Genomic DNA, 14,178 nt, shown 5'->3' with positions numbered 1-14,178 from the left:
GCGCCCTCAGGCGCGGCGGAAGATCAGCGTGCCGTTGGTGCCACCGAAGCCGAACGAGTTCGACATCGCGATCTCGATTTTCGCCTCGCGCGCGACATTCGGCACGTAGTCGAGGTCGCAGCCTTCCGACGGATGCTCGAGGTTGATCGTCGGCGGGATGATGCCGGTGTGCAGCGCCATCGCCGAGAACACGGCCTCCGCGCCACCGGCGGCACCGAGCAGGTGGCCGGTCATCGACTTGGTCGAACTCACCATCGTGGTGTACGCGGCGTCGCCGAGCGCGGACTTGACTGCGTTGGTCTCGGCGAGGTCGCCGGCGGGGGTCGAGGTGCCGTGGGCGTTGATGTAGCCGATCGCCGACGGCTCGATCGCCGCGTCCTTGATCGCGTTGCGCATGCAGCGCGCGGCGCCGTCGCCGCTCTCGCTGGGCGCGGTCATGTGGTAGGCGTCGCCGCTCATGCCGAATCCGACCAGCTCGCAGTAGATGCGCGCGCCGCGCGCCTTCGCGTGTTCGTATTCCTCGATCACCAGCACGCCCGCGCCATCGCCGATGACGAAGCCGTCGCGGTCCCTGTCCCACGGCCGCGAGGCCTTCTCGGGTTCGTCGTTGCGGGTGGACAGCGCCTTCATCGCGCAGAAGCCGGCCACCGCGGTCGGCGTGACCGCATACTCGGCGCCGCCGGCGATCATCGCGTCGGCTTCGCCATACTGGATCATGCGCATCGCCAGGCCGATGTTGTGGGTGGCGGTGGTGCAGGCGGTGACCGCGGCGATGTTGGGGCCCTTGGCGCCGGTGATGATCGAGACCTGCCCGGCGATCATGTTGATGATCGTGCTGGGCACGTAGAACGGCGAGACCTTGCGCACGCCGCCCTCGGCGTACTTGAGCGTGGTTTCCTCGATCCCCTTGAGCCCGCCGATGCCGGCCCCGATGGCGACACCGATGCGCTCGGCGGCCTCGCCGGATATCTCCAGCCCGGCATCGGCGACGGCCATCATCGATGCGGCCACGCCGTAGTGCACGAACGGATCCATCTTCTTGACGTCCTTCGGCGGGAACCACTGGCCCGGATCGAAGTCCTTGACCTGGCCGGCGATCCTCGAGGGGAACGTGGATGCGTCGAAATGGGTGATTGGCCCGATCCCCGAACGGCCGTGGACGATGCCCTCCCAGCTGCTCTGCAGGTCGTTGCCCAGGGGCGACAGGATGCCGAGGCCGGTGACGACGACGCGACGTTTGGACATGTCGGGAACTCCGTGCTGCGCTGTTCGACGGGTGCTCTACAAATGCGCAGGGCCGCGTATGCGGCCCCGGCTTGCCACGATGCGCGGAAGGCTCAGGCCTTGACGTGCGCCTTGACGTAATCGATCGCCTGCTGGACGGAAGTGATCTTCTCGGCTTCCTCGTCCGGGATCTCGCACTCGAATTCCTCTTCGAGGGCCATGACCAGTTCGACGGTATCGAGCGAATCGGCGCCGAGGTCATCGACGAACGAAGCGCTGTTGCTGACCTCTTCTTCCTTGACGCCCAGTTGTTCGACGACGATCTTCTTGACGCGCTCTTCGATGCTGCTCATGGGTGCTTGCTCCTCCCGGGAGACTGTTCAGACGGATAGTGTAAGGGAAAGCCGGGGCGCCCGCGCACGGGCAGGATTACCCTTCCGGCTCAAGCGGTTACGGCATGTACATGCCGCCGTTCACGTGCAGGGTTTCGCCGGTGATGTAGGCCGCCGACGGGCCCGCCAGGAAGGCCACCGCGCGGGCGATGTCGGCCGGCTCGCCAAGGCGACCAAGCGCGATCTGGCCGAGCAGCCCCTCGCGCGCTGCTTCCGGCAGCGCGCGGGTCATGTCGGTGTCGATGAAGCCGGGCGCGACCACGTTGACGGTGACGCCACGGCTGCCGACTTCCTTGGCCAGCGACTTGCTGAAGGCGATGATCCCGGCCTTGGCCGCGGCGTAGTTGGCCTGCCCCGCATTGCCGGTGACGCCGATCACCGAGGCGATGTTGACGATGCGGCCGCGGCGCGCCTTCATCATCCCGCGCATCACCGCCTTGCTGGTGCGATAGACGCTGCTGAGGTTGGTGTCGAGGATCGCCTGCCAGTCCTCTTCCTTCATGCGCATCAGCAGGTTGTCACGGGTGATGCCGGCGTTGTTGACGAGGATGCCGATCGCGCCGAACTCCTTGGCAATGGAATCGACCAGCGCCTCGACCGCGGCGGCGTCGGTGACGTCGAGCTCGCGCCCGTGGCCGCCGGCGGCCTGGAGCCGCTCGCCGATGGCGGCGGCGCCTGGTTCGGACGTCGCGGTGCCGATGACGGTAGCGCCCTGCGCGGCCAGTTCGTCGGCGATCGCGGCGCCGATGCCGCGGCTGGCGCCGGTGACCAGCGCGATTTCACCTTTCAGCATGTGGTGGTGGCTCATGGGTTGCTCCAGTCCGCCAGCGCGGCTTCGAATTCGCCCGGCGTGCCGAGGGCGCGTGCATCCAGCGCCTTGTCGATGCGCTTGCACAGGCCGGCGAGCACCTTGCCCGGGCCGCATTCGGCGATCCGCGTGGCACCGCGCGCCGCCAGCGCCTGGACGCAGCCGGTCCATTGCACGGGCAGGTAGAGCTGGCGCACCAGCGCGTCCCGGATCGCGTGCACGCCGTCGTGCACTTCGGCATCTACGTTCTGCACCACCGGGATCTGCGGCTCGTGCCAGCGCATCCCGGCCATCGTTTCCGACAGCCGATTGGCGGCTTCGCGCATCAGGGGCGTGTGCGAGGGCACGCTGACCGCCAGTTTGACCGCCTTGCGCACGCCGCGCGCGGCAAGCAACGCCAGTGCCCGATCGACCGCATCGGCGTCGCCGCCGATCACGACCTGGCCGGGGGAGTTGTAGTTGGCCGGCACCACGACCTGGCTGCCGGACGCTTCCTGGCAGGCCGCGGCGACCACCGCGTCCTCGGCGCCGAGCACCGCGGCCATCGCGCCGACGCCCGCGGGCGCCGCATCCTGCATCAATTGCCCGCGCAGCCGCACCAGGTGCGCGCCGTCCTCGAGCGACAACGCGCCGGCGGCGACCAGCGCGCTGTACTCGCCGAGGCTGTGCCCGGCCAGGACCGATGGCTGCGCGCCCTCGCGCTGCCGCCACAGCCGCCACACCGCCACGCCCGCGGCCAGCAATGCCGGCTGCGTGTACTCGGTGCGATTGAGCATTTCTTCCGGCCCACCCTGCGACAACGCCCACAGGTCGACACCGGCACCCTCGGAGGCTTCACGGAAGGTTTCGTGCACCAGCGGGTGGAGTCCGGCGAGCTCGGCGAGCATGCCGAGAGACTGCGAACCCTGGCCGGGAAACACGAAGGCGAGCGAAGGCGAGGCGTTCATCGGCATTCTCGACACGGGTCCACGGATGGCGCGGGGCGCGAATGATACGGGCTGGCGGTCGCACTCGTCTGTACCGGTGCGTATGTATCGGGCGCAGCACGGACTCGAAAGCCCGCGGCGCGACACTCGAGCCAGCGCGATGCAGCGCCGGCAAGCGCGATCCTAATACCGCAGCAGCGCCGAGCCCCAGGTGAAACCGCCGCCGAAGGCTTCCAGCAGCAGCAGCTGGCCGCGCTGGACCTTGCCCGAACGCACCGCCTCGTCCAGCGCCAGCGGCACCGAACCCGACGAGGTATTGCCGTGCCTGTCGACCGTGACGACCACCCGCTCCATCGGCAGGTCCAGGCGCTTGGCGGTGGCCTCGATGATGCGCAGGTTGGCCTGGTGCGGGATCAGCCAGTCGATCTCGTGGCGGTCCAGGCCGTTGGCTTCGAGGGTTTCCTCCACGATCGCATCCAGCGCCTTGACTGCATGCTTGAACACGTCGTTGCCGGTCATGTTGATGCGCACGCCGGCATTGGGCTCGTCCGGCTTGAAGCCGACCGAAACGCCGACCGGGTTCCACAGCAACTCCTTCTTGCCGCCGTCGGCATGCAGGTGGGTGCTGAGGATGCCGGTCTCGGCGTCGGCCTTGAGCACGACAGCGCCGGCGCCGTCGCCGAACAGCACGCAGGAAGTGCGCTCGGTCCAGTCGACCATGCGGGTCAGGGTTTCCGCGCCGATCACCAGCACGGTGCGCGCGGCGCCGGAGCGGATGAACTTGTCGGCCACCGACAGCGCGTAGACGAAGCCCGAGCAAGCGGCATTGACGTCGAACGCCGGGCAGCCGTTGGCGCCCAGGCGGTGCTGGACCAGGCACGCGGTGGACGGAAAGATCAGGTCGGGGGTGGTGGTGCCGAGCACGATCAGGTCGAGCTCGGAGGCCTCGACGCCGGCCGCTTCCAACGCCCGCATGGCGGCGTTGTACGCCAGGTCGCAGGTGGTCTCGCCCTCGGCGGCGACATGACGCTCCCGGATCCCGGTGCGCGAGGCGATCCACTCGTCGCTGGTATCGACGAGCTTGGCCAGGTCGTCGTTGGTCAGCACTTTTTCCGGCAAATAACTGCCGGTGCCCGCGATGCGGGAATAGATCCTGTCACTCATGCGCGCGACCCCATGGGATGGTCCGGCCCCGGGCGGCCCGGCATCGGCCTTGCATGGCAAGGACGGTAGCCTTTCCGGGGCCCGGCGACAGCGAAGGGCGTGGCCGCGTCAACGATCCACGCCCGCGGGGTCAATCTTCCTCGACGACCTTGGTCTTGGGCACGATCACCTGCTTGCCGCGGTAGTAGCCGTCGGCGGTGACGTGGTGGCGCAGGTGGGTCTCGCCCGTGGTCGGGTCGGTCGACAACTGCTTCGCGGCCAGGGCGTCATGGGCGCGGCGCATGCCGCGGCGGGACGGGGAAACGCGGGACTTCTGTACAGCCATGGGATTGCTCCAGCCTTCGATTCGTTACTTGCCACGGGGTGGCTTGCCAAAACAGCGGCTCGCGCCGCACTCGGTTGTCTCGTCGCGCGATTGCCTCAATCGCGCTCTTTCTTCAGCCCGGCCAGCGCCGCGAACGGGTGGGCCTTCGCCGCTTCGTCCGCCTGCACCGGCCAGTCCCGCTCCAGCGCCTCGCTGCCGGGCGCGATCGGCACCACCGGGACCGCGAGGATCAATTCGTCCTCGATCAGTTCCGCAGGCCGTACCACGCCATCCTCGGGCACCAGCAGCGGCTCGTAATCGGGCGGCAACCCGGCTTCGGCCGCTTCCACGTCGGTGTCGGCGGGCAGCAGCGCAAGCCGCTGCAACACCTGCACCGGTTGCAGGAATCGCTGCAGCGTGCGCTGGCAGACCAGCGGCAACGCGGCGTCGACCCGCAACTCGACATACGGCACCTGCAATGCGTCGCGATCGAACTCGATCACGTATCGCACCATGCCTTCGTCGTCGCACAGCGCATCGCGCAGGCGCGACATCGACGACAACGGCAGGCTGCCTTCGAATCCCCGCCGCGCGGCCACCATGCGCCAGGCGTCCAGTACCCCGGGCAACCGCCCCGGGCTCCCGGAATCGTGCGATTCGGCAGACATAAGCGGCGAAATGTTAGGGGGCCGCGGCCGCCCTGTCAAACCCAAGTCATTGCCGCTGCGGGGAATTTGCCCCCCGCCCGCCGCCACGGCAGACTGGCCGTTCCACCCGCCCGGACCCGACCTTGGCCACCGTCCTCGCGCTGTTGCTCGCCGCGGCCTTCGTCGTGGCCCTGGTCCTGCTGCTGCGGCAGCGCAGTGGCCGCCGCCAGCGGGCGCTGGCGCAGGTGCTGGACGCCGCGGACGCCCTCGAGGAGCGCCTGCGCACGGCCCGGGCCGAGATCGAGGCGGTGGCCGGCAACGACGACAACCCGGTGCGCGACGCGCTGCAGGAGATGCTGCGCCAGCGCCTGTGGCTGCAACAGCATGGCCACGACGCCTCGCTGGAGCAACTGGCCTCGGTCCGCGACTCGATCGATGCCGGGCGCCGGCGAATCGACCAGCAATTGCTGCAGATCGAGCGCGCGCGCGCCCCTGTGGTGCACTGAACCACGATGCCCCGCCTCATCCTGGCTTCGACCTCGCGCTACCGTCGCGACCTGCTGGCGCGGCTGCGGCTGGTCTTCGACGTGGCCGCGCCCGGCACCGACGAGGCCGCCCTGCCCGGCGAGCCGCCAGCGGCGCAGGCGCGGCGGCTGGCCGCCGCCAAGGCGACCGCGGTGGCGCGCCAGCATCCCGACGCGTGGGTGCTGGGCTCCGACCAGGTCGCCGAACTGGACGGCACCGCGCTGGGCAAGCCCGGCGGGCGCGAAGCGGCGCTGGCGCAGCTGGGAGCGATGTCGGGCCGCAGCGTCGCCTTCCATACCGCCATCTGCCTGGCGCACGCCGACGGTCCCCGCCTAGAGTTCCTGGACACCACCCTGGTCGGCTTCCGCGCCCTGGCCGGCGAGGAGATCGCGCGCTATGTCGACGCCGAGCAGCCCTTCGACTGCGCCGGCAGCTTCAAGTCCGAAGGGCTGGGCATCGCCCTGTTCGAGGCGATCGAGTCGCGCGATCCGACCGCGCTGGTCGGGCTGCCGTTGATCGCGACGGCACGGTTGCTGCGCCAGGCCGGCTTCCTCCTGCCATGACCGCGTTGGCCGCCTTCGCGCGCATCCGCGACTTGCGGCTGCGGCCCTTCCGATGCCCGGGCTGCGGGCCATCGCTGTTGCTGCGCCTTGGTGGCGACGAGATGCAGGTGCGCTGCCTGCGCTGCCGCGGGACGCCGGTGCACCTGTCGCTGCTGGCCGCGCTGGCCACCCACGTCGGGCGCCTTGCGGCCATCGATGCCTACGAACTCTCCACCACCGGCGCGGTGCTGCGCCACCTGCAGCGCCACTGCCGCAGCGTGGCCACCAGCGAATACCTGGACGGCGTGCCGCCTGGCGGCAGCCGCAACGGCATCCGCTGCGAGGATGTCCAGCAGCTGAGCTTTGCCGATCGCAGTTTCGACCTGTGCACTTCCACCGAGGTGTTCGAACACGTCCCCGACGATCGCGCGGGCCTGCGTGAACTGCACCGCGTGCTGCGACCGGGCGGGCGCCTCTTGCTGACGGTGCCGATGTCCGGACAGGCGGCCACGGTCGAACGCGCACGCCGCGACGGGCCACGGGTCGAACACCTGTTGCCACCCGCCTACCACGGCGATCGCCTGAACGGCCCCGGCAGCGTGCTGGTGTACCGCGATTATGGGCGCGACATCGTCGCGCGCGCGCACGACGCAGGCTTCCGCGAGGCCCTGCTGTGGACGCCACCGCTGGCGTTCGCCGGCCACCGCCGCGCAGTGCTGGTTGCCACCCGCGATTGAGCCCGCATTGCCCGCTCTCGCGTTCGACGGCGCATCAGTCGCGAATGCCGTCGACCTCGATCCGCTGCTGCGGCCACGCTTCCCGGCTGCCGTCCTTGCCGTGCAGCACCAGCCCGAGCCAGTGCGTGCCGTGGCTCCCCCGTGACAAGGTGACTTCGACCTCGAATCCGACATCCGGGTGCGCCGGGTCGGTGGAGATCCGCCAGAACGGCGCGACATAATCGCGCCGTCCGCCATAACGCGCCTGCACCAGCGGCCGCCCGTCCAGCGTCACCTCGACCCGGTCGATGCCGACGCCATCCTTGAACGCCCAGCCGACCACCAGGAAGCTGCGGCCGACGCGGGCGCCGGCGGCCGGCGCATCGAACCAGGCCATGGCCGGCGTGGTGCAGGGGCCGGGGCGCTTGCGCGGCGGCAGCCTGAACAGCAGGAATCGCTGGCTGCCGTGGTCGACGTTGACCACGCGCGGCGGCGGCAGCGGCCCCAGCCGCTGGCACAGGTCGTGGTAATGGGCGAGCAGGTTCTTGTATTCGACCTCGCTGGCGCCGACCACGAGCAACAGCGGGCGCCGCCCGAGCGCGGCGCGCTCGTCGGCGCGCAATCCCCACAACGCCAGTTGCGGAGCGCGACCGTGCTTGCGGTTGAGCGGGTGCGGCAGCACCGCGATGTCGGGGTCGCCGAGCGCGAAGCCGAGTTCGGCACCGACCTTGAAGTTGTCGGCGACGATCCGGGTCCGGGCCGGCATCGTCGCGCGCATCCCGCGCACCGCCCGTGCCAGCGGGTCCCAGCCGGCGAAGTTGCCCGGGTACCACTTCGCACCCGCCGTCTGCGCGCGCAGCGATGGCACCGAAACCGCCGCGTAATACCCCAGCAACGCCACCAGCCCGAGCGCGGCGAGCGCGGCGGTCGCGCGCCGCAGCCAGGCAGGCCAGCGCTGCAACACGCCGGGCAGCAGCGGCAGCAGCGCGACATAGCCCGGCAACGGCCAGTGGAAGCTCACCCGCTCGGTATCGGCGAAGAAGCCGAGCACGAAGAACCCAAGCACCACCAGCGCGCCGAGCCAGGCGAAATAGCGCGCCACCAGGTTGTCGTCGCGGCGGTGCCGCCACGCCGCCAGCATCAATGCCGCGAACAGCAGCGGCGTGACCAGCAACGCCTGCACCAGCACGAACCAGACGCCGTCGCCATGGAACGCCCACGGATGCCGGTCGATCAGTTGGAAGCGCAGGCCGGCTTCGGCGTTGTCCATGTTCCAGGCCAGCAATGGCGTCCACGCGGCGATGCCGAACGCGATCGCCACCCACACCCGCGGATCGCGCAGTGCGCGCCGGCCTTCCGGAATGAGCAGCAGGGCGACGCCCCCGACCGCGATCACCGCGATGAAGCGGTAATGGCTGAGCGCGCCGATCGCCAGCCCCGCGGCAAGCTCCAGCGCCGCGGTCGCGCTGACGTTGCGCAGCAGGCGGGTGCCGGCGTCCATGCACAACAACGTCGCCAGCGCCATCGCTACGTCCGGCACAGCGAGCAGGCCGAGGGTGCCGGCCAGCGGCAACAACATGGCGAAGATGCCGGCCTGCCAGCCCAGCGCCGGATCGAATTCGCGCGCGGCGATCCGCGCCACCAGCCACGGCAGGCAGGCGGCGAGCAGCAGGAACGGCGCGCGCAGCGCCAGCGGGGTGTTGCCGCCGAGCGCGACCCCGATCCGGGTCAACCAGGCCGTCAGTCCCGGCAGGTCGGAATAGGCCCACGCCAGGTGCTGCCCTTCCTGCCAGTAGAAGGCTTCGTCGACGAACAGCGGCAACTGCGCGGCGAGCACCAGCTTGAGCACCAGCAGCGACGCCCACAGCACCAGGAACCATCGCCGCGCCTGGAGTTCTTTCCGCATCCGTCCGTGCCTCGCTACACTCGCCGTCACTGGCCTTCGCGGGGCGCGAAGGATGGCAGGTCGGGATGACCCGCCCGTGAAATGGTCCACGTTGCCGCAGCCTTCCCCGGTGCGGCAGCCGGATGAACCGGTCCTTGTCGACCGACTTTCCATCGAGGTGCGCATGTCCGCAACACCCGTGGCAGCCAGCATGCTAACCGACGAACTGCGCGACGCGCTGCAACGGGCGCTGGCCCAGGTCAATACGCTGCTGCTGGGCAAGTCGCAGGAAGTGCGGCTGGCGTTCGTCGCGCTGCTGTCCGATGGCCACCTCCTGATCGAGGACCTGCCCGGGCTCGGCAAGACCACGCTGGCGCACGCGCTGGCGGCCACGCTCGGCCTGGGATTCCAGCGCGTGCAGTTCACCTCGGACCTGCTGCCGTCGGACATCGTCGGCGTGTCGGTGTTCGACGCGCAGGCGCGCCGGTTCGAATTCCATCCCGGCCCGGTGTTCGCGCACGTGCTGCTGGCCGACGAGATCAACCGCGCGCCGCCACGCACCCAGAGCGCATTGCTGGAGGCGATGGCGGAGCACCAGGTCACGGTCGACGGCACGACGCATGCGCTGCCGGACCCGTTCTTCGTGATCGCTACCCAGAACCCGAACGACCTCGCCGGCACCTATCCGCTGCCCGATTCGCAGCTGGACCGCTTCCTGCTGCGGCTGACGCTGGGCTATCCCGGGGAAGATGCCGAGCGCGCGCTGCTGTCGGGCACCGACCGCCGCGACCTGATCGCACTGGCGACGCCGTTGCTCGGCGCAGAGGACGTGCTGGCGTTGCGGCGGGCGGTGCGCGGAATCCACGCCAGCCCGGCGCTGGTCGACTACGTGCAGGCGCTGCTGACGCGCAGCCGGCAGCACCCCGGCGTGCGCGTCGGGCTGTCGCCGCGGGCCGGGATCGCGCTGCTGCGCGCGGCCCGTGCCTATGCCCTGCTGCTGGGGCGCGAGCACGTGTTGCCGGAAGACGTGCAGGCCTTGTTCGCCGCGGTCGCCGCGCACCGGCTGGTGGCCGAAGCCGATGGCGGCAGCCATCCGGCGCTGGCCAAGGCGATCCTGCACGCGGTGCCGGTGGACTGAATGCCGGCGGGCGCGATGCCGGCGAGCGCGACATCCGGCGACGCGCCGCCGCAAGCCGTGCCGGCCGGGCGCCTGCGGCGGCGCTTCGAATCCTGGGCGCGGCCGCGTCGACCGGAATTGCTGCCGGTGCTGTTCGACCGGCGGCGGATCTACGTGCTGCCGACGCGCTTCGGACTGTGGTTCGCGCTGGCGCTGCTGGTGATGGGGATCGGCGCGCTCAACGACAACAACAACCCTGCGCTGCTCCTGGCGCTGCTGCTGGCCGGGGCGGCGAACACCAGCCTGCTGGCCGCGCACCTGCAGTTGACCGGCCTGCAGATCGCCGCGATCGGCGCCGAGCCGGTCGCCGCCGGGACGCCGCTGGAACTGCGCCTGCACGCGCGCGCCGCACCCGGCCGCGAGCGCCGCGGCCTGCGCGTGCAGCGCGGGCACGTGGCGGCCACCCTGTCGCTGTCCGACGGCGCTGGCCAGGCCAGCCTGCTGCTGCCGACCGTCCATCGCGGCTGGTTCGAGCCTGGGCGCCTGCAGGTTTCCACCACGCGCCCGCTCGGGCTCGCGCGCGCCTGGGCGTACGTGTGGCCGGACGCGCCGATGCTGGTGTATCCCGCGCCGGAAGCGCACGGCCCGCCGCTGCCCGAAGGCGCCGGTACCCACGCGCTGGCGCGGCTGCATCCGGCCGGCGACGACGTCCACCACCTGCGGTCTTATCGCCGCGGCGACCCGCGGCGCGCCATCGCGTGGAAACCCTCGGCGCGCCGCGACGCCTTGCTGGTGCGCGCCTATGAACAGCCGCTCGGCGCCGACGTGTTGCTGGCCTGGGGGCAACTGACGGAGCTCGATTACGAGGCGCGCATCCGCCGGCTGGCTCGCTGGATCGACGAAGCCGAGCGCGAAGGCCGCCGCTATCGCCTGCAATTGCCCGGCCAACCCGCGCTCGGCCCGGCCTCCGGCCCCCCGCACCGCCATGCCTGCCTGCGTGCGCTGGCGCTGTTGCCTCCTGCCGGTGGCGCGCGATGAGCACGCCGGCGCCACCGCTCGACCCGCAAAGCCGGGCCTGGATGCTGCTCGCCGGCGGCGCCTGCGTGTTGCCGTTGCTGCTGCAATTGACGCCCTCGCTGGCAACCGGCATCGGGGCAACGGGGGTACTGGTGGCAGCGGGTTCGTGGCGGCGCCCGCTGCCGGCCGTGCTGCGATTGCTGCTGGCGCTGGCCCTGGTCGGCGCGGTGCTGGCGACGACGCGTTTCGCATTCGGCCGCGACACCGGCTGCGCGCTGCTCGCCGCGATGCTCGCGATCAAGCCGGCGGAGACCTTCACCCTGCGCGACGGCCGCAGCCTGCTGGGATTCGCGCTGTTCGCGCCGTTCGCGACCTTCCTGCTCGACCAGGGACCGCTGGCGCTGGCACTGGGGCTGCTCGGGGCGACCCTGGCGCTGGCGGCGCTGCTGCGCCTGGCCGAAGTCGAATCCGGCGACGTCCGCCATCGGATGCCGCCATGGCGCCGCTTCGCGACCGTGTGGCGATTGACCGCGATCGGACTGCCCCTGGCGCTGGCGGCGTTCTGGCTGTTCCCGCGCATGGCCACGCCGCTGTGGGGCGTGCCGCAACGCGCGCTCGCCAAACCCGGCCTGTCCGACCACATGGCGCCCGGAGAATGGGTCGACATCATGAACGACGACAGCACCGCGCTGCGCGTGCAGTTCGATGGCACGCCGCCGGTGCCGACGCAGATGTACTGGCGTGGGCCGGTGTTGTGGAATTTCGACGGCCGCCAATGGACCCAGCCGCGCTGGTTGCGCGAAATCCCGCCCGCCACGGTGCAGCCGGGCGCGACGCGCTGGGACTATGAACTCGAACTCGAACCAACCGAAGGCCACCAGCTGGTGGCGCTGGAATTGCCGACCGCCGCGCCCGCCGGCGCCAGGCTGTCGCTGGACTATGGCCTCTACAGCGCGAAGCCGCTGACCAGCCTGACCCGCTGGCGCATGCGCTCGGCGCCGCCGGCCGCGTTCGAACCGCGCCTCATGCGCACCCTGCGCCAGTACGCCCTGGCCCTGCCGGAGGGCTACAACCCGCGCACCGTTGCGCTGGCGCGGCAGTGGCGGCGCGAAGCCGGCCCGGGCAATGCCGCCAACGACGCCGCGATCGTGCAACGCGCGATGCGCATGATCCGTGGCGAGTTCAGCTATACCCTCGCCACGCCGCTCCCGGGGCGCAATTCGGTCGACGAGTTCCTGTTCGACTACAAGGCAGGATTCTGCGAACACTTCAGTTCCGCGTTCGTCGTGCTGATGCGCGCCGCCGGCATCCCGTCGCGCGTGGTCACCGGATACGCCGGCGGCTACCGCAACCCGATCGGCGGCTATTGGCTGGTGCGCAATTCCGATGCCCATGCCTGGGCCGAGGTGTGGCTCGACGGCCGCGGCTGGGTACGGGTGGACCCGACCGCGGCGGTTGCACCCGAACGCATCTACGACACCATCGCCGACCGCGCGCCGGGCGCAATCGGCGACTTCACCGCGCTGACGCCGATGTTCGACGCCGGCGACTGGCTGCGCCGTGGCTGGAACGATTTCGTGCTCGGCTTCGATGCCGAGCGGCAGCGGCACCTGCTGCAACCGCTGGGATTGCGCGACATCGATTCCGGGCGCCTGGTCGCCCTGTTCGTCGGCGCCGCATCGCTGGCATTGCTGTGGATGGCGTGGCTGACCGCGCGCGCCGAGCGCGAACACGATCCGGTGCTGCGTGCCTGGCGCCGGCTGGCCGCACGCTACGACCGGCTCGGGCTCGGGCGTGCGCTGCACGAACCGGCGGGCGCCTGGGCTGAACGAGTCAGCCTGGCGCGTCCCGACCTGGCCGGGGAACTGGAGCGGCTCATCCTGCGTTTCAGCAATTGGCGCTACGCTGCGCGGCAACCGGGATCGTCCGGGGAGCGCACGCTGGTACGCGCGCTGCTCGGGCACCGCCCGCGCCGGTTTCCGCCCGCGCTGGCGGGCGTCTCCGCGACATCGCATCGGCAACACGGAGAATCCGCATGACCGCCTCGATCAAGACTCTTCGGCTCGGCGTCTTCGCCGCCCTGTCCGTCGCCCTCCTCGCCGCCTGCGCGACGCAACCGGTGCCGCTGCAGGGCCAATTCAATCCGATCACCCCGCGCGAGGCAGCCGACCACGACAGCACCGGCGCCACGGTGCGCTGGGGCGGCCGCATCGTGCAGGTCGAGCCACAGACCAACCGCACCTGCTTCGAGATGATCTCGACCAGGCTGGGCAGCAACGGCCGTCCGTACTGGGCCAGCGACGACGTCGGCGGCCGCTTCATCGCCTGCCGTTCCGGCTTCTACGATCCGGCGCTGTTCGAGAAGAACCGCGAGGTGTCATTCACCGGGCGCATCGACGGTTACGAAACGCGCAAGGTCGGCGGCTACGACTATCGCTTCCCGCACCTTGCCGCCGACGTCGTCTACCTGTGGCCGGTGCGCGAACGCGTCGACGTGATCACGCGCCCCGCGCCGTGGCCGTGGTGGGGTTGGTGGTGACGGAACCGGCACCGATCGTGCACTGAGCCAATCGCGATCCACGTCAGGGAAGGCCCGTTCGCCACGGGCCTTCTATTTGGTTCTTGTTCCTGGTTCGTCCACCGGGCGGGAAAGCCAACGACCGGTGCGGACATGCGTCGGGCGCCGGATACGGACATGCGTCGGGCGCCGGATACGGACATGCGTCGGGCGCCGGATACGGACATGCGTCGGGCGCCGGATACGGACATGCGTCGGGCGCCGGATACGGACATGCGTCGGGCGCCGGATACGGACATGCGTCGGGCGCCGGATACGGACATGCGTCGGGCGCCGGATACGGACATGCGTCGGGCGCCGGATACGGACATGCGTCGGGCGCCGGATACGGAC

Annotated in this window: 15 protein-coding genes; 7 read left to right on the top strand and 8 right to left on the bottom strand. The window is 70.6% G+C overall.

The window, feature by feature from the left end:
• Nucleotides 1-6: 6 nt before the first annotated feature.
• From fabF to MQC88_RS00045, 7 genes are all read right to left on the bottom strand, one after another.
• Entirely contained in the window at nt 7-1,245 is a 1,239-nt protein-coding gene (fabF, locus tag MQC88_RS00075; RefSeq protein ID WP_243318059.1) for a beta-ketoacyl-ACP synthase II, read from the bottom strand.
• Nucleotides 1,246-1,337: 92 nt separating this feature from the next.
• Nucleotides 1,338-1,577, bottom strand: a complete 240-nt coding sequence (acpP, locus tag MQC88_RS00070; protein ID WP_243318057.1) for an acyl carrier protein — start codon at nt 1,575-1,577, stop codon at nt 1,338-1,340.
• Between the two features lie 97 nt (nt 1,578-1,674).
• Nucleotides 1,675-2,409: a 3-oxoacyl-ACP reductase FabG gene (gene fabG, locus MQC88_RS00065; RefSeq protein WP_243320157.1), complete on the bottom strand. Its 735-nt coding sequence runs from the start codon at nt 2,407-2,409 to the stop codon at nt 1,675-1,677.
• Nucleotides 2,410-2,420: 11 nt separating this feature from the next.
• The gene (gene fabD, locus MQC88_RS00060) at nt 2,421-3,371 is read right to left on the bottom strand and encodes an ACP S-malonyltransferase (RefSeq protein WP_243318056.1); all 951 of its coding nucleotides are present in this window, start codon (nt 3,369-3,371) and stop codon (nt 2,421-2,423) included.
• A gap of 162 nt (nt 3,372-3,533) precedes the next feature.
• Nucleotides 3,534-4,514, bottom strand: coding sequence for a beta-ketoacyl-ACP synthase III (locus MQC88_RS00055; RefSeq protein WP_243318054.1), 981 nt, complete (start codon nt 4,512-4,514; stop codon nt 3,534-3,536).
• A 130-nt stretch (nt 4,515-4,644) separates the two neighbouring features.
• Nucleotides 4,645-4,839 carry a 50S ribosomal protein L32 gene (gene rpmF / locus MQC88_RS00050; protein ID WP_243318052.1) on the bottom strand — a complete coding sequence of 65 codons (195 nt, stop codon included), beginning with the start codon at nt 4,837-4,839 and terminating at the stop codon, nt 4,645-4,647.
• Between the two features lie 95 nt (nt 4,840-4,934).
• Nucleotides 4,935-5,486 (bottom strand): YceD family protein, encoded by a 552-nt coding sequence (locus MQC88_RS00045; protein ID WP_243318050.1) that lies wholly within the window; start codon nt 5,484-5,486, stop codon nt 4,935-4,937.
• A 122-nt stretch (nt 5,487-5,608) separates the two neighbouring features.
• On the opposite strand from MQC88_RS00045, the gene MQC88_RS00040 reads away from it, so the two are divergent.
• The 3 genes from MQC88_RS00040 to MQC88_RS00030 are packed head-to-tail and all read left to right on the top strand — an operon-like array spanning nt 5,609 to nt 7,269.
• A complete protein-coding gene (locus MQC88_RS00040) occupies nt 5,609-5,971 on the top strand; it encodes a hypothetical protein (protein ID WP_243318049.1) in 363 nt (120 codons plus the stop codon).
• Between the two features lie 6 nt (nt 5,972-5,977).
• Entirely contained in the window at nt 5,978-6,553 is a 576-nt protein-coding gene (locus MQC88_RS00035) for a Maf family protein (protein WP_243318047.1), read from the top strand.
• Nucleotides 6,550-7,269 (top strand): class I SAM-dependent methyltransferase, encoded by a 720-nt coding sequence (locus MQC88_RS00030; RefSeq protein WP_243318045.1) that lies wholly within the window; start codon nt 6,550-6,552, stop codon nt 7,267-7,269. Before MQC88_RS00035 ends, MQC88_RS00030 begins: the two co-directional genes overlap by 4 nt.
• A gap of 34 nt (nt 7,270-7,303) precedes the next feature.
• Here the strand turns inward: MQC88_RS00030 and MQC88_RS00025 are convergent, their stop codons facing one another.
• The gene (locus MQC88_RS00025; RefSeq protein WP_243318043.1) at nt 7,304-9,154 is read right to left on the bottom strand and encodes an ArnT family glycosyltransferase; all 1,851 of its coding nucleotides are present in this window, start codon (nt 9,152-9,154) and stop codon (nt 7,304-7,306) included.
• 163 nt (nt 9,155-9,317) lie between these two features.
• On the opposite strand from MQC88_RS00025, the gene MQC88_RS00020 reads away from it, so the two are divergent.
• The 4 genes from MQC88_RS00020 to MQC88_RS00005 all read left to right on the top strand — a co-directional run bounded on the left by MQC88_RS00020 (nt 9,318) and on the right by MQC88_RS00005 (nt 13,806).
• The gene (locus MQC88_RS00020; protein WP_425491505.1) at nt 9,318-10,271 is read left to right on the top strand and encodes an AAA family ATPase; all 954 of its coding nucleotides are present in this window, start codon (nt 9,318-9,320) and stop codon (nt 10,269-10,271) included.
• A 72-nt stretch (nt 10,272-10,343) separates the two neighbouring features.
• Entirely contained in the window at nt 10,344-11,288 is a 945-nt protein-coding gene (locus MQC88_RS00015) for a DUF58 domain-containing protein (RefSeq protein ID WP_425491573.1), read from the top strand.
• Nucleotides 11,285-13,306, top strand: a complete 2,022-nt coding sequence (locus MQC88_RS00010; protein ID WP_243318038.1) for a transglutaminase TgpA family protein — start codon at nt 11,285-11,287, stop codon at nt 13,304-13,306. The genes MQC88_RS00015 and MQC88_RS00010 overlap by 4 nt, the downstream gene beginning before the upstream one ends.
• A complete protein-coding gene (locus tag MQC88_RS00005; protein ID WP_243318035.1) occupies nt 13,303-13,806 on the top strand; it encodes a Slp family lipoprotein in 504 nt (167 codons plus the stop codon). The genes MQC88_RS00010 and MQC88_RS00005 overlap by 4 nt, the downstream gene beginning before the upstream one ends.
• The last annotated feature ends 372 nt before the right edge of the window (nt 13,807-14,178 follow it).

This window comes from Cognatiluteimonas sedimenti (genome assembly GCF_022808325.1).
Lineage (GTDB): Bacteria > Pseudomonadota > Gammaproteobacteria > Xanthomonadales > Xanthomonadaceae > Cognatiluteimonas > Cognatiluteimonas sedimenti.
The sequence above is the reverse complement of the archived record's forward strand: the minus strand, read 5'-3'. Positions and strand labels throughout refer to the sequence as shown.

Coding starts and splice junctions, on each gene's coding strand:
- fabF (WP_243318059.1), bottom strand. CDS start 1,245: ATGTCCAAACGTCGCGTCGTCGTCACCGGCCTCGGCATCCTGTCGCCC.
- acpP (WP_243318057.1), bottom strand. CDS start 1,577: ATGAGCAGCATCGAAGAGCGCGTCAAGAAGATCGTCGTCGAACAACTG.
- fabG (WP_243320157.1), bottom strand. CDS start 2,409: ATGCTGAAAGGTGAAATCGCGCTGGTCACCGGCGCCAGCCGCGGCATC.
- fabD (WP_243318056.1), bottom strand. CDS start 3,371: ATGAACGCCTCGCCTTCGCTCGCCTTCGTGTTTCCCGGCCAGGGTTCG.
- MQC88_RS00055 (WP_243318054.1), bottom strand. CDS start 4,514: ATGAGTGACAGGATCTATTCCCGCATCGCGGGCACCGGCAGTTATTTG.
- rpmF (WP_243318052.1), bottom strand. CDS start 4,839: ATGGCTGTACAGAAGTCCCGCGTTTCCCCGTCCCGCCGCGGCATGCGC.
- MQC88_RS00045 (WP_243318050.1), bottom strand. CDS start 5,486: ATGTCTGCCGAATCGCACGATTCCGGGAGCCCGGGGCGGTTGCCCGGG.
- MQC88_RS00035 (WP_243318047.1), top strand. CDS start 5,978: ATGCCCCGCCTCATCCTGGCTTCGACCTCGCGCTACCGTCGCGACCTG.
- MQC88_RS00030 (WP_243318045.1), top strand. CDS start 6,550: ATGACCGCGTTGGCCGCCTTCGCGCGCATCCGCGACTTGCGGCTGCGG.
- MQC88_RS00025 (WP_243318043.1), bottom strand. CDS start 9,154: ATGCGGAAAGAACTCCAGGCGCGGCGATGGTTCCTGGTGCTGTGGGCG.
- MQC88_RS00020 (WP_425491505.1), top strand. CDS start 9,318: ATGTCCGCAACACCCGTGGCAGCCAGCATGCTAACCGACGAACTGCGC.
- MQC88_RS00010 (WP_243318038.1), top strand. CDS start 11,285: ATGAGCACGCCGGCGCCACCGCTCGACCCGCAAAGCCGGGCCTGGATG.
- MQC88_RS00005 (WP_243318035.1), top strand. CDS start 13,303: ATGACCGCCTCGATCAAGACTCTTCGGCTCGGCGTCTTCGCCGCCCTG.